Origin of the sequence: Nocardia sp. NPDC049737 (assembly GCF_040674755.1) — a bacterium.
In the GTDB taxonomy this organism is placed as follows: domain Bacteria; phylum Actinomycetota; class Actinomycetes; order Mycobacteriales; family Mycobacteriaceae; genus Nocardia.
This window is the reverse complement of the sequence record NZ_JBFANH010000001.1, coordinates 248,164-271,905: the sequence shown is the minus strand read 5'-3', so window position 1 is coordinate 271,905 and position 23,742 is coordinate 248,164. Positions and strand designations below refer to the sequence as shown.

Annotated in this window: 21 protein-coding genes; 6 read left to right on the top strand and 15 right to left on the bottom strand. The window is 65.8% G+C overall.

Annotated features, from left to right (window positions below; genetic code table 11):
* Positions 1–90: 90 nt before the first annotated feature.
* Both AB0J47_RS01270 and thrS read left to right on the top strand, forming a co-directional pair.
* Positions 91–846 carry an NAD(P)H-binding protein gene (locus AB0J47_RS01270; RefSeq protein ID WP_364339133.1) on the top strand — a complete coding sequence of 252 codons (756 nt, stop codon included), beginning with the start codon at positions 91–93 and terminating at the stop codon, positions 844–846.
* A gap of 200 nt (positions 847–1,046) precedes the next feature.
* A complete protein-coding gene (gene thrS, locus AB0J47_RS01265; protein WP_364339131.1) occupies positions 1,047–2,249 on the top strand; it encodes a threonine--tRNA ligase in 1,203 nt (400 codons plus the stop codon).
* A gap of 3 nt (positions 2,250–2,252) precedes the next feature.
* Here the strand turns inward: thrS and AB0J47_RS01260 are convergent, their stop codons facing one another.
* The 8 genes from AB0J47_RS01260 to AB0J47_RS01225 all read right to left on the bottom strand — a co-directional run bounded on the left by AB0J47_RS01260 (position 2,253) and on the right by AB0J47_RS01225 (position 8,435).
* A complete protein-coding gene (locus tag AB0J47_RS01260; protein WP_364339129.1) occupies positions 2,253–2,753 on the bottom strand; it encodes a hypothetical protein in 501 nt (166 codons plus the stop codon).
* 346 nt (positions 2,754–3,099) lie between these two features.
* A complete protein-coding gene (locus tag AB0J47_RS01255) occupies positions 3,100–3,942 on the bottom strand; it encodes a DegV family protein (protein ID WP_364339127.1) in 843 nt (280 codons plus the stop codon).
* A gap of 3 nt (positions 3,943–3,945) precedes the next feature.
* Positions 3,946–4,704 (bottom strand): diglucosylglycerate octanoyltransferase, encoded by a 759-nt coding sequence (gene octT, locus AB0J47_RS01250; RefSeq protein ID WP_364339772.1) that lies wholly within the window; start codon positions 4,702–4,704, stop codon positions 3,946–3,948.
* A gap of 451 nt (positions 4,705–5,155) precedes the next feature.
* Positions 5,156–5,815, bottom strand: a complete 660-nt coding sequence (locus tag AB0J47_RS01245) for a histidine phosphatase family protein (protein ID WP_062993388.1) — start codon at positions 5,813–5,815, stop codon at positions 5,156–5,158.
* On the bottom strand, positions 5,812–6,249 hold the full coding sequence (gene rsfS / locus AB0J47_RS01240) for a ribosome silencing factor (protein WP_364339124.1): 438 nt from the start codon (positions 6,247–6,249) through the stop codon (positions 5,812–5,814). Before rsfS ends, AB0J47_RS01245 begins: the two co-directional genes overlap by 4 nt.
* Positions 6,250–6,891 (bottom strand): nicotinate-nucleotide adenylyltransferase, encoded by a 642-nt coding sequence (gene nadD, locus AB0J47_RS01235; RefSeq protein ID WP_364339122.1) that lies wholly within the window; start codon positions 6,889–6,891, stop codon positions 6,250–6,252. It abuts the gene before it with no gap.
* 48 nt (positions 6,892–6,939) lie between these two features.
* Entirely contained in the window at positions 6,940–7,620 is a 681-nt protein-coding gene (locus tag AB0J47_RS01230; RefSeq protein WP_364339120.1) for an RsiV family protein, read from the bottom strand.
* Positions 7,621–7,685: 65 nt separating this feature from the next.
* The gene (locus AB0J47_RS01225; RefSeq protein WP_364339118.1) at positions 7,686–8,435 is read right to left on the bottom strand and encodes an RsiV family protein; all 750 of its coding nucleotides are present in this window, start codon (positions 8,433–8,435) and stop codon (positions 7,686–7,688) included.
* 296 nt (positions 8,436–8,731) lie between these two features.
* Here AB0J47_RS01225 and AB0J47_RS01220 point away from each other — a divergent pair, with 296 nt between their 5' ends.
* Entirely contained in the window at positions 8,732–9,166 is a 435-nt protein-coding gene (locus AB0J47_RS01220) for a nuclear transport factor 2 family protein (RefSeq protein WP_364339116.1), read from the top strand.
* Here AB0J47_RS01220 and AB0J47_RS01215 read toward each other — a convergent pair whose 3' ends face one another.
* From AB0J47_RS01215 to AB0J47_RS01195, 5 genes are all read right to left on the bottom strand, one after another.
* Positions 9,167–11,119 carry a hypothetical protein gene (locus AB0J47_RS01215; RefSeq protein WP_364339114.1) on the bottom strand — a complete coding sequence of 651 codons (1,953 nt, stop codon included), beginning with the start codon at positions 11,117–11,119 and terminating at the stop codon, positions 9,167–9,169.
* A 1-nt stretch (position 11,120) separates the two neighbouring features.
* The gene (locus AB0J47_RS01210; protein WP_364339112.1) at positions 11,121–12,974 is read right to left on the bottom strand and encodes an HSP90 family protein; all 1,854 of its coding nucleotides are present in this window, start codon (positions 12,972–12,974) and stop codon (positions 11,121–11,123) included.
* A 91-nt stretch (positions 12,975–13,065) separates the two neighbouring features.
* The gene (locus AB0J47_RS01205; protein WP_364339110.1) at positions 13,066–14,481 is read right to left on the bottom strand and encodes a VWA domain-containing protein; all 1,416 of its coding nucleotides are present in this window, start codon (positions 14,479–14,481) and stop codon (positions 13,066–13,068) included.
* 3 nt (positions 14,482–14,484) lie between these two features.
* The gene (locus AB0J47_RS01200) at positions 14,485–15,381 is read right to left on the bottom strand and encodes a MoxR family ATPase (protein WP_051181768.1); all 897 of its coding nucleotides are present in this window, start codon (positions 15,379–15,381) and stop codon (positions 14,485–14,487) included.
* 69 nt (positions 15,382–15,450) lie between these two features.
* Positions 15,451–16,716 carry a glutamate-5-semialdehyde dehydrogenase gene (locus AB0J47_RS01195; protein ID WP_364339107.1) on the bottom strand — a complete coding sequence of 422 codons (1,266 nt, stop codon included), beginning with the start codon at positions 16,714–16,716 and terminating at the stop codon, positions 15,451–15,453.
* 99 nt (positions 16,717–16,815) lie between these two features.
* Here AB0J47_RS01195 and AB0J47_RS01190 point away from each other — a divergent pair, with 99 nt between their 5' ends.
* A complete protein-coding gene (locus AB0J47_RS01190; protein WP_364339770.1) occupies positions 16,816–16,992 on the top strand; it encodes a DUF2510 domain-containing protein in 177 nt (58 codons plus the stop codon).
* A gap of 154 nt (positions 16,993–17,146) precedes the next feature.
* Positions 17,147–18,547 carry a PQQ-binding-like beta-propeller repeat protein gene (locus AB0J47_RS01185; RefSeq protein ID WP_364339105.1) on the top strand — a complete coding sequence of 467 codons (1,401 nt, stop codon included), beginning with the start codon at positions 17,147–17,149 and terminating at the stop codon, positions 18,545–18,547.
* Positions 18,548–18,634: 87 nt separating this feature from the next.
* Here the strand turns inward: AB0J47_RS01185 and AB0J47_RS01180 are convergent, their stop codons facing one another.
* Entirely contained in the window at positions 18,635–19,489 is an 855-nt protein-coding gene (locus AB0J47_RS01180; protein ID WP_364339103.1) for an SDR family oxidoreductase, read from the bottom strand.
* Positions 19,490–19,625: 136 nt separating this feature from the next.
* On the opposite strand from AB0J47_RS01180, the gene AB0J47_RS01175 reads away from it, so the two are divergent.
* Positions 19,626–20,090 carry a MarR family transcriptional regulator gene (locus AB0J47_RS01175; protein ID WP_364339100.1) on the top strand — a complete coding sequence of 155 codons (465 nt, stop codon included), beginning with the start codon at positions 19,626–19,628 and terminating at the stop codon, positions 20,088–20,090.
* 145 nt (positions 20,091–20,235) lie between these two features.
* Here AB0J47_RS01175 and AB0J47_RS01170 read toward each other — a convergent pair whose 3' ends face one another.
* A complete protein-coding gene (locus tag AB0J47_RS01170) occupies positions 20,236–23,682 on the bottom strand; it encodes a protein kinase (RefSeq protein WP_364339098.1) in 3,447 nt (1,148 codons plus the stop codon).
* Between the last annotated feature and the right edge of the window lie 60 nt (positions 23,683–23,742).

Sequence of the window (23,742 nt, the reverse complement as noted above, 5' to 3'; positions counted from 1 at the left end):
GTGCGCGCGGACAATTCCGGCTTTGTCACACCGGGCCCGCCTGCGTCGTCATCCCGGTAACGACCAGCACATGCGAACCCTGGAGGAACCATGACGACCATCCTGCTGACCGGCGGCACCGGCACTCTGGGCCGCCACGTCACACCGCTGCTGGTAGAAGCCGGTTTCAAGATCCGGATGCTCAGCCGCAATGCCCACGAATCGACCGACGGCATCGAATTCGTGACCGGAGATCTGCTTGCCGGCACCGGCGTCGAGGCCGCGGTCGACGGCGCGGAGATCATCCTGCACCTCGCTGGCGGCCCCAAGGGCGACGACATCGCGACCCGGCACCTGGTCGACGCCGCCGCCAAGGCCGGTGTGCAGCACATCGTCTACATCGGCGTGGTCGGCGCCGAAAAGCTGCCGATCGGTTACTTCCGAGCCAAGTTCGCGGCCGAACAGGCCATTATCGAATCGGGCGTCCCGTACACCATCCTGCGCGCGGCCCAGTTCGACGACCTCGCCCTGAAGACCGCACAAGCCATGGCGAAGAGCCCGGTCGTCCCCGCGCCCGGCGCGGTGCTGTGGCAGCCGGTCGATTCGCGGGAGGTGGCCGCCCGGCTCGTGGAGCTGACGCGCGGCGCACCGGCCGGGCGGGTACCCGATCTGGTCGGGCCGACGGTGTACACGATGGCCGAGCTGATCCGCGGCTACCTGAAGGCCGAGGGTAAGCGGCGGTTGTTCCTACCGGTTCCGGTGCCGGGCAAGGTCGGGCGCGCGTATCGCGGGAAGGAGAATCTGACCCTCGATGGTGCGACCGTCGGCAAGCTCACCTGGGAGAACTTCCTCGCCGAGCAGGTGTGAATCTCCTTGCACAACGCAGGAATAATTGATGTGCCAGCGCCATGACCGTTCTGCTACCGTGGCGCATATGAAGCGCGCTGCTGTGACGACGACGCCGGAGACTGTCCCGGCGCGCTGATCGTTGTCCTGATCGAAAGCCCCGGGCGAGTGCCCGGGGCTTCGTCTTGTGGTCACTCGCCCGCTGTCCGCGAGGAGACCCCGTGCACGACCACCGCAAACTCGGCCGCGAACTCGGCCTGTTCGATACCGACCCACTGATCGGATCCGGCCTGCCGTACTGGCTGCCCGACGGCGCCACTGTGCGCCACGCACTCGAGGAATTCATCCGTACCGCGGAACGTCGGGCCGGGTACCGGCACGTGTACTCACCGGCACTCGGAAAGCGGGAGCTCTACGAAATATCCGGGCACTGGTCGCATTACCGCGACGACATGTTCCCGCCGATGGAGTTGAGCGGCGAACAGGTGGTGCTGCGCCCGAGCCTGTGCCCGCATCACGCGGTGATGTTCCGTTCCCGCTCGCACAGCTATCGCGAATTACCTTTGCGGATGGCCGAATTGGGCGGGATGTATCGATCCGAACTCTCCGGCGTACTCGGCGGACTGACCCGGGTCCGCGCGATCCAGCTCAATGACGCACACATCTTCTGCACCGTAGATCAGGTCGCCGACGAGGTCGCGGGCGCGCTGGACCTGATCCGATCGGCGCACGCGGCCATGGGCATCCGCCCCACTCGATACCGGCTGTCCTTGCCCGGTCCGGGCGGGAAATACGTTGCGGCCCCGGAACTCTGGCAGCAATCGACCGCCATGCTCACCGACGTTCTCGACCGCTCCGGCCTGCCGTATGAAGCAGCCGAGGGCGAGGCCGCGTTCTATGGTCCCAAGATCGATATCCAGTTCACCGACAGCGCCGGCCGCGAATTCACCCTCTCCACCGTGCAGGTCGACTTCCACCAAGCGGAGCAATTCGACCTGCACTACATCGGTGCGGACGGCGCCGAACACCGCCCGGTCATGGTGCACCGCAGCATTATCGGCAGCGTCGAGCGGGCCGTCGCGCACCTGATCGAGGTGCACGGCGGTGCGTTCCCGGCTTGGCTGGCCCCGACCCAGGTGATTGTCCTGCCGATTTCGGCGGCCGAGGCGGCGCCCGCCGAAGCGCTCGTCGAACGCTGTCTCGGGCTAGGACTGCGCGCCGAAACCGCCGATCAGGGCAGTCTCGGCGCGCGCATTCGCGAAGCTCGCCTGGTCCCCTACCAAATTGTGATAGGTCCGAATGAGGTCGCGAATGACCTTGTCGCGGTGCGGCTTCGGGACGGACAGCGCCTCGATCCGCTACCTGCTGACGAATTGCTTCGCCGCATAACCGAACTCATCGCCGCGCACAGCATCGAGCTGTGACCCTCAGTGCTCGGTGACGAAGTGGATCGCCAAGCGATCGCATAGTTCACCGAGTGCGCACGCATCGATGTGTGGCGCGTCCGGCCACGCATCGGCGTTCGTCCACGGCACCGAGGCGGGGGTGCCGTGCGGGCGAGCGAATACATGCTGGTGGAAGTGCGCGACGCTCAGTCCGGTGATCGCGGAGAATACGAATTCCGGTGCCAGCTCGACATATAACGCGTGCGCGGCGCGCCGAGCGGCCCAGCCAACCGCCCGCGCCTCGGCGTCGGTCAAGGTCGATAACGTCGGTGCGTGCCGCCGGGTCTCCACGAAGAGGTAGCCCGGCACCGGCATGCCCTCGGTGAGCGGCCGATGCGTCACCAACACCAGGTCGTCCGCGTAGATCACCGGGCCGACCAGCGCGCCGATCCCTCGATGCTTATCGCAGATCGGACATTCGTCGCCCACATCCTCACCGTAGCTTCCGTGCATCGCCTCGATATCGAAGCTGCGCCATCCCACTCGATATCGCCGAGCGCCCTTGCGGCACTTGATGTTATCCCGCTGCCGAGGTCGGGTCGGGCGGTGTCGCCGGGCGGCGCCGCCGCACATTGCGGATCGTGGCATCGGCGATCAGTTCAGAGCCTCGGAGGCCATCTCATCGCGCAGGATCACCGCGTCCGGATGCTCCCACTCGACCGATTCGACGGTCAGCGGCGGATTGATCGGAGTTACGGAACTCGTCATGCCGCGACGTTAGTCACCTCCGGTGCCGACCGAAGGGGTTGCGATCACGCAGAAATTATTACGCCCACCACGCCATTCGACCGGACATGCGGCACGTCCGCGAGTGCTGGACCGTAGCCGATCAGGCGCAGCCACCCGGGACGACCAACACACCGACCGCACCGACGCCGAGGTGAACGCCCAGCGTCGGCCCGAATTCCGCGACAATCAGTTCACGGATACCGGGCAGTAGCTCCCGCAGTTGGCTGGCGACGGTATTCGCGGCGTCCTCGGCACCCAGGTGTTGTACGGCGACGGCGGCGCCATCGTCACCCGCCGCATCAACCGCAGCCGCAACGAGTTTGGCGTAGGCCTTGGAGCGAGTACGCACCTTTTCGCGCAGTTCCAAACGGCCCTCGACGATCTGCAGCAGCGGTTTGCTGACCAGTTCGCTGCCGAAAAATGCTGCGGCGCTACTCAATCGACCGCCGCGGCGCAATTGTTCGGTGCGGTTCACCAGAACGAAGGTGCGTGATCGGCTGGCCGCGGCGACGGCGGTGTCGTAGACGATATTCAATGTCGCGCCACTGCGCGCGCGGCGGGCGGCGGCGAGCACCGGCAGACCGGTAGCCAGACCAGCGCCGAGTGAATCGACCAGCCGTATCTGATCGGCGGCGTCCATATCGCGGACCGCCTGCCGTCCCGCTTCCCAGGTACCGGAGAGTTGGCGCGAAAGATGTACCGCGACAACACCGTCCCCGTTGCTGCGCTCCAGTGCCTGCTCGTAGACCGCGCGCAGCTCACCGGGTGAGGCCGCCGAGGTCGTCACGGTATCCGAGCCGTAGTCGATATCGATGGCGTCGACGCCTTCGCGGATGGCACGGTCGCCGACCAGAACATGCAGCGGGACAACGGCAATGTCCAACTCACCGACGAGTTCAGCAGGGAGGCTGGCGGACGAATCGGTGACCACCACAACGGCCACGGACTACCGAACCTCCTGCAAGGTCTTCACCATCGCGTTCGCCACCGCGGTATGTCCGGCCCAGCCCCAGTGGATGCCATCGGGATTCGCATCGCCGGAGAAGACGTCCTCGCGCACCGCTTCACCGAGATCGACCAGCGGGACGGAGGTCTTGGCCGACCATGCTCGCAGCGCCTTGACGGCACGCTCCCGGCCACTGTGCACATGCCCGTAGGCGGCACAGTTGTGCACTGACGGCAGCACCGCCACGACCGGCAGATCCGGACGCAGCTGGGCCAGGGCCTCGCGCGACTGCTCCAGGTAGTCCACGCTCACCTTCGGCGGCAATGCCACCGGGCGACCGAGTTTCGACAGCTTGGGCTGCAGCCAGTTGTAGGTGCCGCGGACCCCGCGACGCAGCACCGGCGGGCGCACATAGCGGATCAACTCGCGCAGCGCGGTCGGCAGCGGCGACGGCAGGGTGTCCATGCCGCCGACGGCGAAGACGACCGCACCCGCGCGCGGCACCGCGGCCCAGACCCGGGGATCGCCGATCAACGCCCAGTAGGCGTCGCGGCAGGTCCAGCCGATCCGCCCGATCAGCTCGACATCCCAATCGAGTTCGGCGCCGACCAGGTTCGGCCAGATTTTCGGATGGTCCGCGGGCAGGCCGCCCTTGGGACCGAAATAGGACAGCGAGTCCGCGATCACCAGCAGCACCGGGCGATCCGATTCATCGGTCGAGGCCGGTTCGGCCGCACCGGCCGAAACCTCGTCGCCGATAATCGTTTCGAGCGCGGATACCGATTCGGGATCGTCGACACCCGAATCCACTGTGGACTCGTCACCGCTTGTCGAAACCGCGGCCATGACCTCGGGCGCGGATTCCGCTGCGGGAGCTAGGGACTCGTCTGTGGGAGCAGCGTCGGTCAACGACTCGTCGGTGACCGAGGCCACGATATCCGTATCGGAAACTGCCGCAACACCTTCCGGTGGTTCACTCGCAGGTTCGGCCGGCTCCGCACCAGTTGTGAATTCGGGCGCGGATGCGGCGGGCTCCTCGTTACCTTCCCCGGAGTCGGCGGCGACCGATTCGTCGCTGTCGGACTCGGCCGGTTCCCGCGCCTCGCCGTTCTGCACCGGGGGAGGTCCGAATAGCGCGTCCGGGATCGCCCGTTCGGGTTTCGCCGAAACCCGACGGAACAATTCATCCGGTACCTGACGAACCGGTTCTTCAGAGGACATCCGGGGCCACCTTCGCCGCTGCGTTCCACACATCCAGGCGCCAACCGGGCTGATCGATGCTCGGACCGTGACTGCTCAGCTGCACCCAGCTGGTATTGGCCAAACCCCCCAGGGCAGGCCAGTTCCGCGGCGGCAGGTCGAGCAGCGCGGCCGTGAGGGCGGCGATCAGCCCGCCGTGCGCCACCAGGATGATAGTCCGGCCCGGCCAATCCTGCCGCTCGGCGAACAATTCCCGAACAACCGGTAGTGACCGTGCGCCCACCTCGAGTTTGCTCTCACCGCCGGGCGGGGTGTAGGCCGCGTCCAAGCGCCAGGCCACCCGCGCGCCCGGGTAGTCGGCGTCGACCTCCAGGTGGGTCAACCCCTCCCAGTCGCCGAGGTTGGTCTCACGCAGCCGCGGATCCGGAACCACCGGAAGATCGGTGTGGTCGGCCAGTGCCGAAGCGGTATCGAAGGCGCGCCGCAGATCGGAGGAGACGATGGCGATCGCATTGCGCGAAACCAGTTCGCGCGCGGCCTCTTTCGCCTGACGACGACCCAGCTCGGTGAGATCGGTGTCGATCTGCCCCTGCATCCGGTCGGCAGCATTCCATTCGGTCTGCCCGTGCCGCAGCAGGATCAGCGTGCGGACGCCGGCATACTTACTCACTCGCGTTCTTCCCCCGCTTCACCACGCACCGCCACACCCTCGGACTCGGTGTGCTTGAACACCTCGGTCCCGGCCGCGAGCCCGTCCACCGGAACCACCGGACAATCCTTCCAGAGCCGTTCCAGCGCATAGAAATTGCGTTCGTCATTGTGTTGGATGTGCACGACGACGTCGACGTAATCCAGTAGCGCCCACCGACCCTCGCGGGTGCCCTCGCGCCGGACCGGCTTATGCCCGGCCGCGCGCAGCTTCTCCTCGACATTATCGACGATGGCATTGACCTGACGCTCGTTCGGCGCGGAGGCGATCACGAAGCAGTCGGTAATCACCAACTGTTCGGACACGTCGAGCACCACGACATCGGTGGCCAGCTTCTCGTCCGCCGCGCGCGCGGCGACCTGCGCCATCTCCACCGACTCGACAGATGCGCTCAATTATCTACCTTCCACTCCTACGGGCACATATAAATGCCGCTTCGATATGTACTGCACGACGCCGTCGGGCACGAGGTACCACACCGGCCGATTCTCGGCGGCGCGGCGACGGCATTCACTCGATGAGATCGCCAACGCCGGGATCTCGATCATGGTCACCGCATCGACCGGTAGGTCACGTAGATGCTCCTCGAGATGATCGATGTTCAGCTCATACCCCGGTCGGCTCACCCCGACGAATTTCGCCAGTTCGAACAACTCCGCCCAATCCTGCCACGTCAGGATGTTGGCGAGCGCGTCAGCTCCGGTGATGAAGTACAGCTCGGCTTCGGGATGCTTGGTGCGCATCTCGCGCAGGGTGTCGACGGTATAGGTGACCTTGCCCCGGTCGATATCGGCCCGGCTGACCGAGAATCGGGGGTTGGAAGCGGTCGCGATCACGGTCATGAGGTAGCGATCCTCGGCCGGGCTGACCTGCCTGTCGGCCTTCTGCCACGGCTGTCCGGTTGGGACGAAGATCACCTCGTCCAGTTCGAATCGGTTCGCGACCTCGCTGGCGGCGACGAGGTGGCCGTGGTGGATGGGGTCGAAGGTGCCACCCATCACCCCCAGCTTGCGTCGACGGCGCCCGTTCTCCTGCATGAGAGCCGAGCTTAACCGGTCGGTTCGGTCCGAGCCGGGGCCGGACGGTCAACTGCTGACGACTGCCCGCAGATCCGGCTTCAGCACTGCGTCCAGTTCAGACCATGGGATCGTGATGTCGATATAGCCCACCGCATGCGAGGCGATCTCCCCGAGGTAGACGCGCAGACCATCGGGCATGGCCAGCCAGTCCTTGAAGTTCTCCACCGCCGGTGCGATGCGCTGCTTGTCGTAGGGGTTCGTGCCGACGCGGGTCTTCGGGATCTGCACCTCGGCCTGTGCCGAGAGCCGATCGAGGGCTTTCGGCACATCGGTGAACAGTTCCGGCAGGGTGAGCGCCTTGCCGGTGTCGATATCGGTCACATGCGTGCGTTTGAAGGTGGTCGGATGCAGATAGCCGTCGTCGACCTCGATGCCCAGCACACCGCTGAGCACATGGCGCCCGATATGGGCGACCTCGCTGTGGAATCCGCTCACCTTCCGGGTCTGCGCCGCATCCCGCAGGAACGGCTCCACCTCGGCGCGCAAGCCTTCGTTGAAGTCGGTGCGCGCATCGTCGGTTCCGCCGTCGACCTGCGGCAGGTCGAAGGAGTACCAGGTCCCCTCGAGTCGAATCGAGGTCGCGGTGAAGGCCGGTGCCGCTGGTGCCTCGGCCCGGTCGGCGGACCCACACGCCGTGAGTACGGCGAACAGGACGCTGACCAGGACAGCGGCAGCGGTCTTCCTCATTACGCCTCCCCGAATAGCTCGCGTTCGTGCCCGAGAAGCTACCACCGCAAGCTATGGCAGGTTCATCAGCTGCTGAGGATCGCGCGCATCCCCGGCTTCAGCACGCCGTCCAGCGCGGACCACGGCACGATGACATCGATATTGCCCGCGGCGTGCGAAGCAATTTCACCGAGATAGATCCGCATGCCCTCGGGCGTGGCCACCCAGGTCTGGAAATGCTCGGCGACCGGAGTGAGCAGGCTGTTGCTATAGCCGGTCGCCCTCGGGTTCTGCTGTACCTGGGCCTCGGCCTGAGTCGAGAGCGTGTTCAGGCCCTGTTGCAGGTCGGTGAACAGATCGGGCAGGGTGATGGCCTTGCCGGTATCGATATTGGTGACGTGCGCGGCGTCGAAGCTGTTCGGGTGCGCGGCGCCTTCGGAGTACATAACGACAACCAGATGCCCGCTGAGCACCTGCGAACCGATGCGGAGGACCTGACTGTCACCGCCGGTGACCGAATCGCCCGGCCGGTTTATCCGATCGATCCATTCCTGTGCACCGGCCCGCATCGCCTCATTGAATTCGGCTCTGGCATTGGCCTTTCCACCTCTCACCTGAGGCACGTCGATCTTGTAGCCCGTGCCCTCGAGATGAAGTGTTGTCGCGGTGAAGGTTTCGGCTCGAGGCGATCCGGCGACGGTCGTCGACGCTCCCGCCGCGGCCGAGGTCGCGGGCACCGACGATCCGCCCCCGGTCGTCGGAGAGTCGTCCGGCCCGCAGGCCGTGAGTACTGCGGCGCTGGCCAGCGCACCGATAACAGCGGCGGTCTTCTTCATCCGGAGCTCCGAATCGACGTCGCACCGAGCCGATCTCGGTGTCCCCCGCAACAATGCCCATGCCACCTAACAGTTTTCTTATCATCCGCAAACGTCGGCGAGCCCGAGCCAGCAGGGTCATTCCGGTGCGTGCCGCGTAGGTCGGAGGCAATCGCAGATCAACGTTGCTAACCGCTGTGGGTCGCGAATTCCGTTGCGGCAAACAGCAACCGCTGCGATCGCGAGACAACCGGGGCGGCCGCCCCGTATATTAACCGGGGTGATAACCCCGGTTAATTGTCGAATAGGAGTATGCCATGTCCACCACCCCTCGTGAGACCATTGAACGCCTGCTTTCCTTGACCGCTGACGGCCCGACGCCGGAGATGGCCGATGTGTATGCCGACGATGCGGTGTTCGAATTGCCGTTTCTGCCGCCGGGTGCCGAGCATCCCGAGGTCGGGCGCGAGGCGTTTCGCGCTCATCTGGTGGAGGGTGCTCGGATTCAGCGCTTCGATTCCGTCGACGACGTCCGCATTCACGAGACGGCCGACCCTGAGGTCGTCATCGCCGAGTATCGGATCAACGGAACCGTGTTGGCCACCGGCAAGCGGTTCGACCTGCTGATCATCAACGTCTCCCGGGTGCGTGACGGGTTGATCGTCTCGACTCGCAGCTACTCGAATCCGCTCGCTGGTGCCATCGCTTTCGACCAGGTCGAGGCACTGCTCGGTGGGCTGGTCGCCAGGTGATCAGCGGTCCTCGTCGCGCTGCATGTCGGCGAGTTGGGTGCGGGTGTTGAGGAGTTCGGTGGTCAGCTCGGGTGATGGGGACGTTTCGGCCAGGCTCTCCAGTTCCCTGAGCAGGTCGCGCATGGTCGTGAGCCATGGACGGTCGGATTCCATACCGGCGCCGTAGAGCTGTAGCCAGGCCGCGGAGCGTAGACATTTGGCCCGGGGGCCGATGCGGTCGAGGGCGCCCCAGAGGTGGGCGGCGCGGAGAAAGGCCACGACCGCTTGTTCGTCTTCGCCGCAGTAGTCCAAGACCGCGGCCGCCGACCAGGCGAGCTCGGCTTCGAGTTCGACGCGGTCAGGATCGTTGTGCACGAGACGGGCCGCCTCGACGAATTGCTTTGCCGCATCACGAAATCGGTTCAGCTTGCGCAGGGATTCGCCGTATTGCCTGCGCACTATCGCCATTTCGGCGGGCGGGTACGGCTGCTCTCCACTGGCCAGTGGCTGTTCGAACAGGGCGGCCGCCTCCCCGTGCCGTCCGGCCCGGTGGCAGGCGCGCGCGGCGACGAAGGTGAGGTGTATCGCATCCGCGGTCGAGATCGGTTCCCAGCGTGCGGCGGCGGTGAGCGCGGCATCGGCCAGTTCGTATTCGCGGCCCGGCTGTCCGGAGAGCACCATCACGAGCTGGGAACTCAGGCGGGCGAGGTGTTCGGCGGGCAGCGCGGTCGCGCCGATCGAAAGCGCCCGGCGCAGATACTGTTCGGCATCCTTCGGGTAGTCGACGAGGCGTACCGCGGCCAGTTCGGCCAGCTGCAGTGCGTCCTCGGCTTGTTCGTCGACCGTGGTGGAAGTCGCGGGGGCCACGGCGGCAACCTTGCGCGGCAAGGTATTTCGCATACCGAGCGGAAGATGGCCAACCAGCGGTCCTTGCGCGAGCCGTGCCGCGACCCGATCGCTGACCACCGTATTACCATTACGCGCGTCATACTTCGCGGTCAGCTCGCCGATTTCGACGCTCAACTCGGTGCGTACCGAATCCACCGTCCCCGCCCCGACTGCGAGTGCACCGAGATCCAACTCGCTCAGCCGCCGCAACAGCACGCACACTCCCGATATGAAGGCCAGCCGAATGGCGACGTCCGCGCCGGGATCGGTCAGCCACGCCGCGTGTTCGGCCAGCATCTCCAGACCACGCGCCTCGTTTCCGGTCAACGCGCAGAACTCGATGTGCTCGCCGACCGAACGCCGCAAATCCGGAAGGTGGCGCACTAGCGGATAACCCGTCAAATGCGCACTGCGCGCCTCGACGGTGCGCCCGGTGCGCAGCATCGGCAGCAACGCCTGCCCGAGCACCCGATGCGGCTCCTCGGCACAGCTGCGCGCACCGTCGATGACCGGACGCCAGCTCTCCAGCGCGGACTCATCGTCACCGGCCTGCGCGTAGTTCGCACCCCATTGGTTGCGTTCGCAGGCATCGCAATCGGACATGCTGTCCCGTGCTGCGGCACACGCCGCGTCCAGCAGTTCGGCGGCCATATCGTGCTGACCCAGTTCCCGCGCCAGGTCCGAGCGCAATGCGAGCACCGGGCGCACACTGTATCCCCGCTGCCGATAACGACTTTCGAGCTCGTCGAGCCAGCGGTAGGTAGTCTGCAACGGCACCGCGGGGTTCTCGATCAGCCCCCAGGTCAGCCATTTCAGATACCAGTGCACCGAATGCGCAAGCGGACCGAGCTCGGCCGGGAAGTCGTCATAGATCCGCAGCAACCTGCCGTAGGCGACCGGCGCCAGATCGCGTTCGCCCGCATAGGCATACGCCTGGGCCAGTTCCAACAGGACACTCCCCTCCAGTGCCCGGTCCGGACCCGACTTCGCCGCGGCGGCAAGCGTTTCCAGGCGTTCGGTGCGGCCACGTCCGTGCGGCAGCGAACGGCTCTGCGCCAGGGCCGATTGGATCTCGGAGGTTTCCATTTCAGGCCTCCTCCGCGGTCTCGCCCGCCGCACGTCGGGTCGCCCAGCTGAGGAATTCGCCGAATGCGCGACTGAGCAGCGCGGTATCGGCCGGTCGCAACGGTCGGTGTGTCATCAATAACGCTTGGCCGTAGAGCGATTCGACCGCGGTTCGCAGGAAGGCGGGGTCGTCGATCCGGCTCAATCGTCGGACCACCGGGCTGTTGTGGTTCAACACCAGTTGCGCTCGGGGCGCACTCGCCTCCAGCGCGCCGAGGATTTCGGTCCAGATCTCATCCGCGCCCACGGTGGTCTCGACGCGTGCTCGTTCATTGCGCGCGCCCCGACTGTCCAGATGCAGTGCGGGCACCGAAACCGGATGGAACGCACGCAGAATCACATCGCAGGACAGCGGATCCAGTGCGGTGCGCGCGGCGGCGAGCACCGGGGCCAGTACCAGTTCCTCGGCCGGATCCACCAGGTCGAGGGCGGCGGTGACGGCAGCCGCGTCCAGCTCGGTCACCGTGACTCCGGGCAGGATCGTGGGCAGCAGCGCGACGAGTTCCGCATCGTAGGTATATCCGCCGTTGACGACGCCGATGCCCTGCGCAGCAGCCGTGGCTGCCACCTGACGGAATTCCTCCACCGTCGCCGTCATCCGCACGGTCGGATGGTTGCGCGCGAATTCGGTCAGTGGAACCCGGCCGTCGGTCGTCTCGAACAGCAAGTGCGGCACCATGATCCGCAGCATGTCCGGTGAATGCCGCGCCATTGCCTTGACGCCGAGTGCGTGCACGGATAGGAACGCGGCGAGCCGCTCGGGCTGTTCGGCGGCGATTTCGGTGAGCCAGTCACGGATTCGGTCGCCGAGGCTGTCGCGGACGATGGCGAGGCGTTCGTCTTCGTAGAGGCCCTCACGCGAGGCGGTCGGACGCAGGCTGTCGGTGTCGATGACACATCGCACGAAGAAGGCCCAGTCCGGCAGCAGTCCGCGCACGGCGTCACCGAGCAACATGCCCTTGAGATACACCCGGTGCGCACTGCTTTCGGCGGGATTGCCCGGCTGCGACAGCACGAAGGCAATCCCGCTGACCCCCGCTAATTCGGCATCGAGATCGATCACATCAAGCGGGGTGAAACCGAGGACGCGCTCGCCGTATTCGAACAGCGCCGCGCGTCGCTGCGCCGCAGATGCGTAGCTGCGCCGCCATACCGGTGGACCATCGGTGCCGCGCAGTCCGGCACCATTCGCCTCGACCGTCACTTCGTAGGGCAGTAGCGATCCATAATCGCGGACCAGGTCCAGCACCCGCCCAGGTGTGAACCACTCCTGCGCACCGGCTCGCGGTGTGAGATGCACCGTAGTTCCCGGCTCTTGCCGCACTGCCGGATCGAGCTGACGCAGCGAGTAGGTGCCATCGGCTGCGGCCAGCCATTCGACGGGCGAGGCGTCCGGGTCGAGGGCCGAGCGGGTGACCACACGGATCGTCTCGGCCACGGTGAAGCACGCCAGCAGCCCGATGCCGAACTGCCCGAGGAACTCTCGACGCGCGCCCTCGATATCGTCTCGCTTGGACGATTGCCCGATGGTGGCGAGGAAACGGTGCACATCCGTCTCGGTGAGACCGATACCGTGATCTGTTATCCGCAGACCTGATTCGTCGATGAGCAGCCGAATCGCGGTGGGCGCCAATGTATCACGCTGCCTGCGCGCCGTGACGGCATCAACCGCGTTCTGCAGTAGCTCACGGAGGTAGACACGGGGGCTCGAATACAAGTGATGCGAGAGCAGATCGACGATTCCACGCAGATCGACCTGGAACGAATAATCCCCACTACCGCTGCGGCCAGACCCATCCGGCGCGTTGTTCACCATGGAGCGAATCCTGGTGCGCAGCGCCAATAGTTCTCTTAACGAATGCTGATGGTGTTAACGCAGACCGATAATGACTTCGGTCACAATCGCGTCACACCGGTAGCAGCCGCGACACCACCGCGGTCAGCTGTTTGGCCGAGCGGCACTCGTGCATCTCGATCACTTCGCGGTATCTGTTGGCGGCGGAATCGCCTGTGCCCCAGTTGCTTTGCTTCTCCGGATTCAGCCAATGCGCGTGCTTGGCGGTGCGCACCAGCTCGTGCAGCGTATTCAGATCCGGATCACGGTAATTGGTGCGGGCATCGCCGAGGATCAGCAGCGAGCTGCGGGAGGTCACCGCATCGGGCCACTGCTCGACGAAGGTCGACAGCGCATGGCCGTAGTCGGAGTGCCCGTCCAGGCCGACCACCTTGCCCTCGGTGAAGATGCGGGCCATGGACTGGTCCAGCTGGGTGTGCGGATCGAAGAACCGAGTCACCTCATCGGTCCGGTCCACGAACGCGAATATCCGCACCCGGGAGAACTGTTCGCGCAGCGAATTGACGAGCAAGAGGGTGAAGTTGCTGAATCCGGCCACTGAGCCGGACACATCGCAGAGCAGCACCAGTTCGGGGCGACCCGGTCGCGGTTTGCGATTGACAAGGTCGATCGGCACACCGCCGGTCGACATGGATTTGCGCAGTGTCTTGCGCAGATCGATCTCACCGCGACGAGCGTGCCTGCGCCGCACGGCAAGTCGGGACGCCAGGATTCGGGCCAGTCGCTGCGTGCTGCGCCGCATCTCCGCGAGCTCGGTTTCCGAGGCCCTCAAGAAGTCGACGTCCTCGACCTGCCGGGAGACGGCATAGCTCGCGACGCGTTCCCTGCCGATATTCTCGGCCACCCGCCTATGCGTTTCTGCCTCCACGATGGCGCGGAATCCGGCGATGCGCTGCCGACCGGTGCGGCGGGCGACCTCGGCATCGAATTCGCTGGTATCCGGTCCGACAGCCAAACCCTGCAGGATCCTGGCCAGCAGCGTTTCCGGCTGCACCTCGCGCAACGTTCGGTACGCCGAGAAGGACGGACCGCGCGAGGATTCGTACTGCCCGAGTTGTTCGACCAGTTGCGCAGCGATCATTTCTTGCTGCTGCGTCGAATCCTCCCTGCTCAGCAGGGCCGCGAGCAGTCCGCGCAACGCGGGAATATCGATCTCGCCGGACGGCGTGCGCGGAAGTTCGAGATCATCCGGAGTGCTGCTGCGCGCACCGATGGCCGCCGGGAACCACAGGTCGAACAGGCCGTCGAAGGTGCTGCGATGAGTGGTGCGGCGCAGTAGCGAACAGGCCAGACCTTCGCGCACGACGTCACGGTCCATCAGATCCAGCACGGACATCACACGGCCCGCGTCCACCGTCTCCGAGGGACCGACCGGGATGCCGCGCGCCCGCAATGCCTCGACGAAACCGACGAGATGTCCCGAAATCCCGTGCGGCGCATCGAGTGTGGGCTGCGATCCGGCCGCCATGGCTCAGGCCAGCTTCAGCTCGGCCAGCGCACGCTGGTGGTCGGCTTGGTGCTTGAGCACGACACCGAGGGTGGCGCGCACGGTCGTGTCGTCGAGATCTTGCAGACCCAGCGCGAGCAAGGTGCGTCCCCAGTCGATCGACTCCGCGACGCTCGGCAGCTTCTTCAGCTGCATGCCGCGCAGCACGTGCACGATCCGAACCAACTGGGCGGCGACCGAGGCGGACAGCTCCGGAACCCGGCTGGCCAGGATGCGGCGCTCGAGTTCCTCATCCGGGAAGTCCAGGTGCAGGTAGAGGCAGCGGCGCTTGAGCGCTTCGGAGAGCTCGCGCGTCGCATTGGAGGTCAGCACCACGAACGGCTTGCGGCTCGCGGTAATCGTGCCGAGTTCGGGGACCGTGACCGCGAAATCACTGAGCACCTCGAGCAGCAAACCCTCGATCTCGACATCGGCCTTATCGGTCTCATCGATGAGCAGCACGGTCGGATCGGCGCGACGGATCGCCGTCAACAGCGGGCGCGACAGCAGGAATTCCTCGGTGAAGACGTCGGCCTTGGTCTCTTCCCAGTCGTTCTCGCTGGAGGCCTGGATCCGCAGAATCTGCTTGGCGTGATTCCATTCGTACAGCGCGCGGGCCTCGTCGACGCCCTCGTAGCACTGCAGGCGCACCAGCTCCGCATCCGCCGTCTGCGCGACCGCCCTGGCGAGTTCGGTCTTGCCGACACCGGCCGGGCCCTCGATCAGCAGCGGCTTGCCGAGCCGATCGGCCAGGAATACCGAGGTCGCGGTCGCCTTATCGGCCAGGTACCCGGTCGTGGCCAGCCGTTCGATCACATCGTCGACCGAGGTGAAGATCGGCTCCTGCACTGCGCTTTCGGTACCCACGTAGCGTCCTTCCATTGAAACCCACCCCCAACGCTACGGGAGTGCCCGAAGCAAGCGCTCGGCGGTTCTTACACCGAACGAAATCTAGACCGGCCGGATCTGGCCGTCGCCCCAAACGATCCACTTGGTCGAAGTCAGTTCCGGCAGCGCCATCGGACCGCGGGCGTGCAACTTCTGGGTGGAGATGCCGATCTCCGCCCCGAAGCCGAACTGCTCACCGTCGGTGAAGGCGGTCGACGCGTTCACCATGACGGCGGCGGCATCGACCCGGTTGGTGAATTCGCGGGCCGCGGCCAGTTCACCGGTGACGATGGCCTCGGTGTGGCCGGTGCCCCAAGTGTTGATGTGCTCGACGGCCTCGTCGAGATCCTTGACGACCTTGAGCGCGATATCGAGGGTCAGGTACTCCTCGCCCCAATCCTGATCGTTGGCGGGCACCAGTCCGGGCAGGTCACCGTGCACGGTGACGCCGTTGCGTTCCAGCGCCTCGATCAGCCGGGGCACCGCGGTGGTGGCGATCGCGTCATCGATGAGCACCGTCTCGGCGGTATTGCACACGCTGGGACGACGGGTTTTGGCGTTGATCAGGATCTGCTCGGCCATCTCCAGATCGGCGGCTTCGTGCACGTAGACGTGGCAGTTGCCGGTACCGGTCTCGATGGTGGGCACCCGTGCATCGCGGACCACCGCATTGATCAGGCCCGCGCCGCCGCGTGGGATGACCACGTCGACCAGGCCGCGGGCCTGGATCAGATGGGTCACGCTGGAGCGATCGTGGCTGGGCAGCAGCTGTACCGCATCCGCCGGAATGTCCAGTGCGACAAGGGCTTCCCGCAGCACGGCGACGAGTGCAGCATTGGAGTGCGCGGCCGAGGAGGAACCGCGCAGCAGCGCCGCATTGCCGGACTTGAGCGTGAGGCCGAATGCGTCGACGGTGACATTCGGGCGGGCCTCGTAGACCATGCCCACCACGCCGAGCGGCACCCGCACCTGACGGATCTCCAGCCCATTCGGCAACGTCGACCCACGCACGACCACACCGACCGGATCGGGCAGGCCGGCCACCTGGCGCAGCCCGGACGCGATGCCGTCGATGCGCGCCTTCGTCAGCCGCAGCCGGTCCAGCAGTGACTCCTCGGTCCCCGCTGCCTGCGCGGTCGCGATGTCCTCGGCGTTGGCGGCGAGCACGGTATCGGCCGCCGCTAGTAAGGCGTCGGCCGCCGCATGCAGCGCCTCGTTCTTCTGCGCCGTGGTCAGCTGTGCGAGCGCCCGCGAAGCGACCCGAGCCTTGCGCGCGGCATCGTGCACCGTCTCGCGGATATCCTGCTCGGTCGTGGTTCCAGCCGTCATGGGTAACAGCCTACTGACCGGTGCGAAAGCGGTTCCAGCCACGGCCCGGACCGACGGCCTCTCAATACTTGCCGCACGGAGCTCCTGCTGCTCTTGATCGTGGCACTGGTGGTCGTCGGAGTGGGCGTCGGGCTCGTCCTGCTCATCGTGCAGTCCGGATCTCGCAGACCGAGCCACCCCGCGCAATCGATGACACCGGGGTGGTATCCGGATCCGGCGAATCCCGGCGTAGTGCGCTGGTTCGACGGACAGCAGTCGACGCCGCATACGCACTGACACTGCCCCAACGCGTCTTCCCGGATCCACGCCGCATGCTGAACCGGCACATCGGCCTCAGTCCGGTCTGAATTCTCAGCTTTGACAAGCCGATACCTTGCAGATCGGGCCGTCCAGTGCCTGGTCCCGATGGATCCATGAAGGAGACCTCCGAGTGAACAACGCTGCAAAATGGCTCATCGATCAGCGGAGGATCTGGATCACGGTGCTGGTCGTGGCTGTGGTGGCGGGTATCGCTGTGGTCGTGTGGGTGAACCGATCGCCGGTACGGCCGCAGGAGGTATCCACGGCTGCCGGTGGCCGGTTCCGGATTTCGCCCCGGCTCGACTCCACTCCGGTGCCGCAGTGGACATTGCGCGCGGCCGACTTGTCCGAGGAGCCCGGTGCGGTTTTGCTGGCCGCGCCGCAGACCCTGAGTCGCTACTACGGTTATGGCTCGCCGATGGACACCGGGACGATGATCGTCGCGGCAACCGCGGTGCCCGGCGGGGCTGCGCCGGGCGAAAGTGCTGGGTTAACCGTCGGTCCAGTGCGGATGCACGGCATCGATCCGGACACCGGCCAGGTGCGATGGACGACCGATGTCGGCGAACTCCTCGGCTGCCGTGAGCAGGTGTTCGACGGAAAGATCGCCTGCCACGGCACGAATCGGGTGTTGATCGTCGAGGCTGCCACGGGCTCGGTACTCGAAGACCATGCGACGGACTTCGAGGTCATGGACGTGGCGGTGCACGACGGCGTCGTTTCGGTAACCGGCCGAACCGCGGACTGGATGACCGCCGTCGTCACGCGAGGGACCGTTTCCGCTATCGACGCCATCTGGCGGCGGACGTATCCGACGCCCGTTCCCGGCGACCCGGTCAGGCCCAGGATCGTGCAGGACTACTTCATGGACGGGCACGACCATGGCGTTCGCGTCTACGATCTGTCCACCGGCGAGTTGCTATTCACCGCCCCCGTTGGCTATACGTTCGACGGCGGCATTGTCGCTTCGCAGGTGTTCGACCGCGGCTGGAGCGCGGGACGAGTCACGCTTCTCGATCGCAATGGCCACTCGATCACCGAGGTCAGCAACGCGAGCTTCCTCCTCGAGTGGTACCCGACCGCGACCACGACGCCGCCGCCGATCCTCACCGGAGAAAGTGCCTACGAGCGAACGACCGGCCGAGTCCTCTGGACCAATGCGCAGATCGGTATCGACGAGCACACAGGACGTATGACCGCCGTAGAAGGAGTAGTCGATAACACTGTGATCGTCCGATCGCTCGATGGATCAGAGCTGGCGGGCCTCGATCTCACTGATGGACACCGGATCTGGCAGCAGCCGACGCCGTTCGCGAACACTGCCCGCTACGACGGCATAACCGACGCACGCCACCTCATCCTGACCGACGGCACCACCGTGCACGCGATCGACGCTGGAGACGGTTCGAGCGCGTGGTCGATGCCGTTACCGCCCAGTGGCAGACCCAACTTTCGCACGGCGGTGAAGGCAATGGGTGGGCGCATGGTCACCGTGACCGCGCAGGAATTCACCGGATACGCTGCGGCATAACGTGACTGCATCGCAAGGAAACCGCTGAGCAGTTGCGAGAGACGCTTCGATCGCTCCGGAAAGGTCGCCCCTGAGGTCACGCCCGAATCACGACTTCGCCGAGCCCGGGGCACCGCTCCCGACGCGCTCGCTGTCCTCCGACGGAGCATCGAACGCCGCCAACAGGCCGCGCTTCTTGTACTTGGGTCGAAGCATCCGTCCGACCATGTCGGTCGGGGACAACCAGGAAATGACTGCGCCGTGTTCCTGGTTCGTGAGCAGCCGTGGAACGAGTTCTGCCGCAATGGTTTCGGGGAGATCGGCAAAAGCCGAGTAGAGGTCGCGTCTGCGGAGTGAGGCGGCTCGGTATTGTTCGGCCAGCATGTCGCTGACGACGATCCCGGGGATGATGGTGCCGACGCGGATCGGACCACCTGCGACCTCTTTGATGACGGACCGGGTGAAATAGCGAATCGCCTGCTTGGTGGCACCGTAGATCGCCATGCCGTTGCGCTTCATGCCGTTACTTCCGAAACCCTCGGTGTTGAAGATCTGACCGGCTGTCTGCTGCTTGCGCATTCCGGCGAGCGCGACGATGCAGCCGTTCATAGTGCCGGTGAGATTCGCGGCAACCACGTCGGCTATCTCCGTCGCCGTCAGTTCGATCAAAGGTGCGGGGTGTCCGCCGAGTCCGGCATTGTTTATCCACAGGTCAACGTGGCCGAAAGTGGCTGTGGCGGCGGCGAATAGGCCCTCGACGTCCTCGATACGGCCGACGTCGGCCGCGACGCCCGTGACACTTGCGTTCGGGTGTGTCGAGCGCAGCTTCTCGATGCATTCGCCGACCGCGCGCTCGGTTCGCCCTGACACCACCACCGCGCAGCCCGCCGCGAGAAACGCATCGGCCAAAGCGAATCCGAGACCGCGGGTACTTCCGGTGACAACGACGCAATGCTTGTCCATGCGCGCTCCTCTCGAGTGGATGCGTTCCGGGACGGAATAGTGGTGGTTGACCACCATTTTATGAGCGCATGTCTACCACAGCAAAATATGGTGGTCAACCACCACCACTACTCGTGACACCGCTACGGTGAGAAATATGAGTCAGCAACCAACCGGCGCCGACCACAACCCCAGCAACGCCGAGCTGGTCCAAGCCCTTCAGCAGGCGGCGGGGCTTGTGCGTGCCCACTTCGCGGCAGCCACCGCACAGGCCGGTGTGACGCCGGTGCAGGCGAAGGTGCTCCGTGAACTTTCCGAACCAATCACCCTCAAGGATCTGTCGGCACGATTGGGCGCCGACCTGTCCAACACCTCGGGAACTGTCGATCGCCTGGAGTCGCAGGGCCTACTTCGCAAGCAGCCGCACCAAACCGATCGGCGAGCACGTCTGCTCACCCTGACCGACACCGGAATGCGCATCCGACAAACCCTGGAAGACCTCGCCTTCAGCACCGTGCCCCCGCTCGACGTACTCAGCCCACGCCAGCGTCACGACCTGAACACACTGCTCCGACTGATCACCTCGACACACACCACACCCGCAGATGCCGAATCACCGTAGCGAATGACCACCCCGCGGGTCCGTCGACTCACACTGCGTGAGCAAACTAAATCCCCTGTGGCGGAAGCGAAGTCGAATGCAGCTTCCGGCAGCGCGCGGAATCGACCGAAAGCAGGTGAAAGCGCCATAGTCACAAGCCGACGCCTTATTCGTGATATGTCCGCTCGCTGATTCCATCGATCTCTTTCAGGATCTGTTGCAGGAAAGGCCGGGGAGGCCGGTCGGGTGCCTGCGGGGCGGCGAGCAGGGTTTCCACGACGGGCGCGATCGCGGGGGCACTGTCCACGGCCACTCGGACGAGACCGAGTTCGGCGCACCGAGAAAGCGCCGGAGCCAGGCAGGCGATCGCCTGTTCGCTACGTCCGGCGACGGAAAGGCAACCGCCGTATAGCAATCGAGCCTGCAGAAGCGCGCGGGGGCGAGGCTGGGTGCGGATCTCGGCGACGATCTGTTCGGCGGCGGCGACGCCGCGCTCGGTGGCGGACGGTGACTGTTGGGCAAGCAGGAGACGAATGGCCGACTCGTGGGTGAGTTCGGCGGTGACCGCGAGCGGGTGGTTCGGTTGCCGCTGGTAGCTGGGCAGGTGCTCCAGCGTCTGCCGGTCTTCGTCGGTGATCGGCAGACCCAGTCGTACCCGCTCGTTCACAATGCGGGCGGTCAGCCGTGGCAGGGCGATATGCTCCGCGACCGTTTGCCCCTCGTCCAACCGTCGTCGCGCGGCATCGAGGTCGCCGCGCACTGCCGCCAGCCTAGCACCGGTCCCGTAGGTAGCGACCAGGAATTCCACGGCGCCGGTCGTGAGGCCGGGGCCGAGTGCCAGCAGCTCCGCGGCTTCGGCGTATTCCCCTTTCTGGTAAAGCAATTCGCCGAGCAGGCCGCTGGCCATCCGGATCGCGTGGGATTGGCTGCCGGTACTCCGGGCGAGGGTGAACGCGGAGCGGAAGAGCTCCTCGGCTCCGGCGATATCGAGTTGTTCGGCGGCAGCTTCGCCGGCGATGCAGGCGCCGTACACCACGCCGGCCGGACCGTTGATGCGAGTCCGGTAGGGCTTGGCCCATGCGTGCCAGCGACGGGCACCCGCGAAGTCGAAACGATAGTAGGCGGCCGCTTCCGCGGTGGTGGCCGCGACGCTGGCGAGGAACGGCCGCACCGGCTGCCGCAGCCATGCCTCGGCGGCATCCGGGAAATCCTTGAACCGGTCCGTCACAAGGTATTCCGCGGCTCGCGTCACATCGGCCTGGACGCGCAGGTCCGCGGTCCCGGGATCGTCCGGTGCGGCGGTTGCCAGTGCCGCGTCCACGCGATCCAGCGCGGTCTGGGTGGCGATAGGGCGCTGGAGCGAGATGTTGGCCCAGGCCACCGACAGTTGCAGCCGTGGATCGGTAACCGCGATCGCGGCGGGCAGCTTCTTTACCAGGCCCAGGAAGGTGGCCATGCGGGAATCTTCGATCAGCGTGTCGGCGTGTTCTTGCACCAGCTGTTTCGCCTGCTCGGCGGCGCCGGCCGCGAGTGCGTGATCCACGGCTTCGGTGAGCATTTCGTGCCCGGCGAACCAGTTCGACGCGATCAGATGCAGCTCTTCGAGCAAGCCGGGATGCTGCCGGACCAGTCTGCGGCGCAAGAAGTCCGCGAAGAGCGCGTGATAGCGGAACCATTGCAGCTCGTCATCGATGCTGCGCAGGAACAGATCTCGGCGCCGCACCTCCTCGAGCTGTTGCTGCCCTGACAGCACGCCGGTCAGCGCCTCCGCGAGATCTCCGCAGATGGTGTCGGTGACCGCGGTCCGAATGACGAAGTCGAGCATCGTCGGTTCGAGCGCGCCGACGACGTTTTCCATCAAATATTCGCCGATGGCGTAGTGCTGCCCGGTGATCTGGTCCAGGTAGCCCCCGGGATCCTCCTTGCCGCGCAGCGACAGTGAGGCGAGCTGCAGCGCCGCCACCCAGCCCTCCGTCGACTCGCGCAGCCGGTCGACATCGGCGTCGGAAAGGTGCAATCTCTTCGCGCCGACCAGGAAGTTCGTCGTTTCCCCAGAATCGAAACGCAGTGCGCTCTGATCGATTTCCACCAGTTCGTCCTGGACGCTCATGCGCCCCAATGGAAGACCGGTGCGACTGCGGCTGGTCACAATCAATCGCAGGTGGTCGGACCCGTTGTCGAGTAGGAACTCCATCGCGGCGAGGGTCGCCGGACTGGTCACTTGGTGCCAATCGTCGATCACGACGGCGACGGGCTCCGCGCTGTCGTGGATCTCGTTGATCAGGGCCGCCATCACCTGCTGCGCCGCGCCGGCGGAACCCTCCTCGAGAATCTGCGTCAGTTCGCTGGCCAGCGTGGGACGAACCTGCCGAATCGCCTCCACCAAGTGGCTCAGGAACCACACCACATTGTTGTCGTCCTCCGCGATCGCCAACCAGGCCACCCGGACGCCTTCCGCGGCGAGGGCGTGCGCCCACTGTGCGGCCAGGCTGCTCTTGCCGAAACCGGCCGGGCCGTGAATGAGGACCAGTCGCCTGGATTGCCCCTCCCGTAAAGTCTCCAGCAACCGCGGGCGGTTGATCAGCCGACGCAGCGTCGTCGGTGGGCGGAACCGGGTCTTCGGGGCCGATTCCAGCGGCAATACGGCGCTCGAGGTTGTCTGCGAGAGCGGCCGAACGCCCGCGACCGATCCCGTTGCGCCGGATCCGTCGTGCGCCGGGGCGGCCATCGTGTCCACCGGCAGCCCGCAGGAGAACTGCGCGGTACGCAACCGCTCACCGAAGTCCCTTGCTGATGCCGGGCGGTCGGCCGGATCGGTGGCCATCGCGGCTTCCAGGGCGGCGCACACCATTGCCGGTACACCGGCGGATCGCAGGTCCGGGACGGGTTCTGAGGTGATGCGCACGAACTGCGCCACCATCGACTCCCCTGCTTGGCGCTCGAACGCGGCGTGGCCGGTGAGAGCGGTGAACAGCGTCGAGCCGAGCCCGTAGATATCGGAGAGAACCGTCGGAGGTTCGCCGCGGATCACCTCCGGAGCCGTGTAGGCCGGAGTACCCGCGACCGTGCCTGGCGCCGTCTCGAACGCGCCGCCCACCCGCGCGATACCGAAGTCCGCCAACTGCGGTTCACCGTAGTCACTGATCAACACGTTGCCGGGATTGACATCGCGATGGATGACGCCTGAGGCGTGGGCGGTCGCCAGTGCGCCCGCCAGCTTCACGCCCACACCCAATACCTCCTGCCACGGCAAGGGCCCGTCCGCGCGAATCCGGGTGGCCAGCGAGCCTCTGGGGTGCAGGGGCATCACGATGAACGGCCGCCCGGTCGCGGTGACATCGGTCGTCAGCACCTGGACGATGTTCGGGTGGTTCGAGAACTTCCCCAGCGCCCGCTGTTCGCGCAGGAATCGGGTCCGGTCCTCATCGTCGACCGTGGAGCCCAGAACCTTGACCGCCACGTCCCGCTCGATTGCGGACTCGGTGCACCGGTACACGATGCCGAATGTGCCTCGGCCGATCTCTTGGGCGTCGGCGAACCCGGCCGCAGCCAGTTCCGCTGCGATACCGAAAGTCAGGTCGCGTTGCGTCCCCTCGGAATTGCGCTCGGACACCGACCGCTCACCCGATCATCGGCGCAGACTTCCCGGAAATTCGCGCGTTTGCGGCGGCCT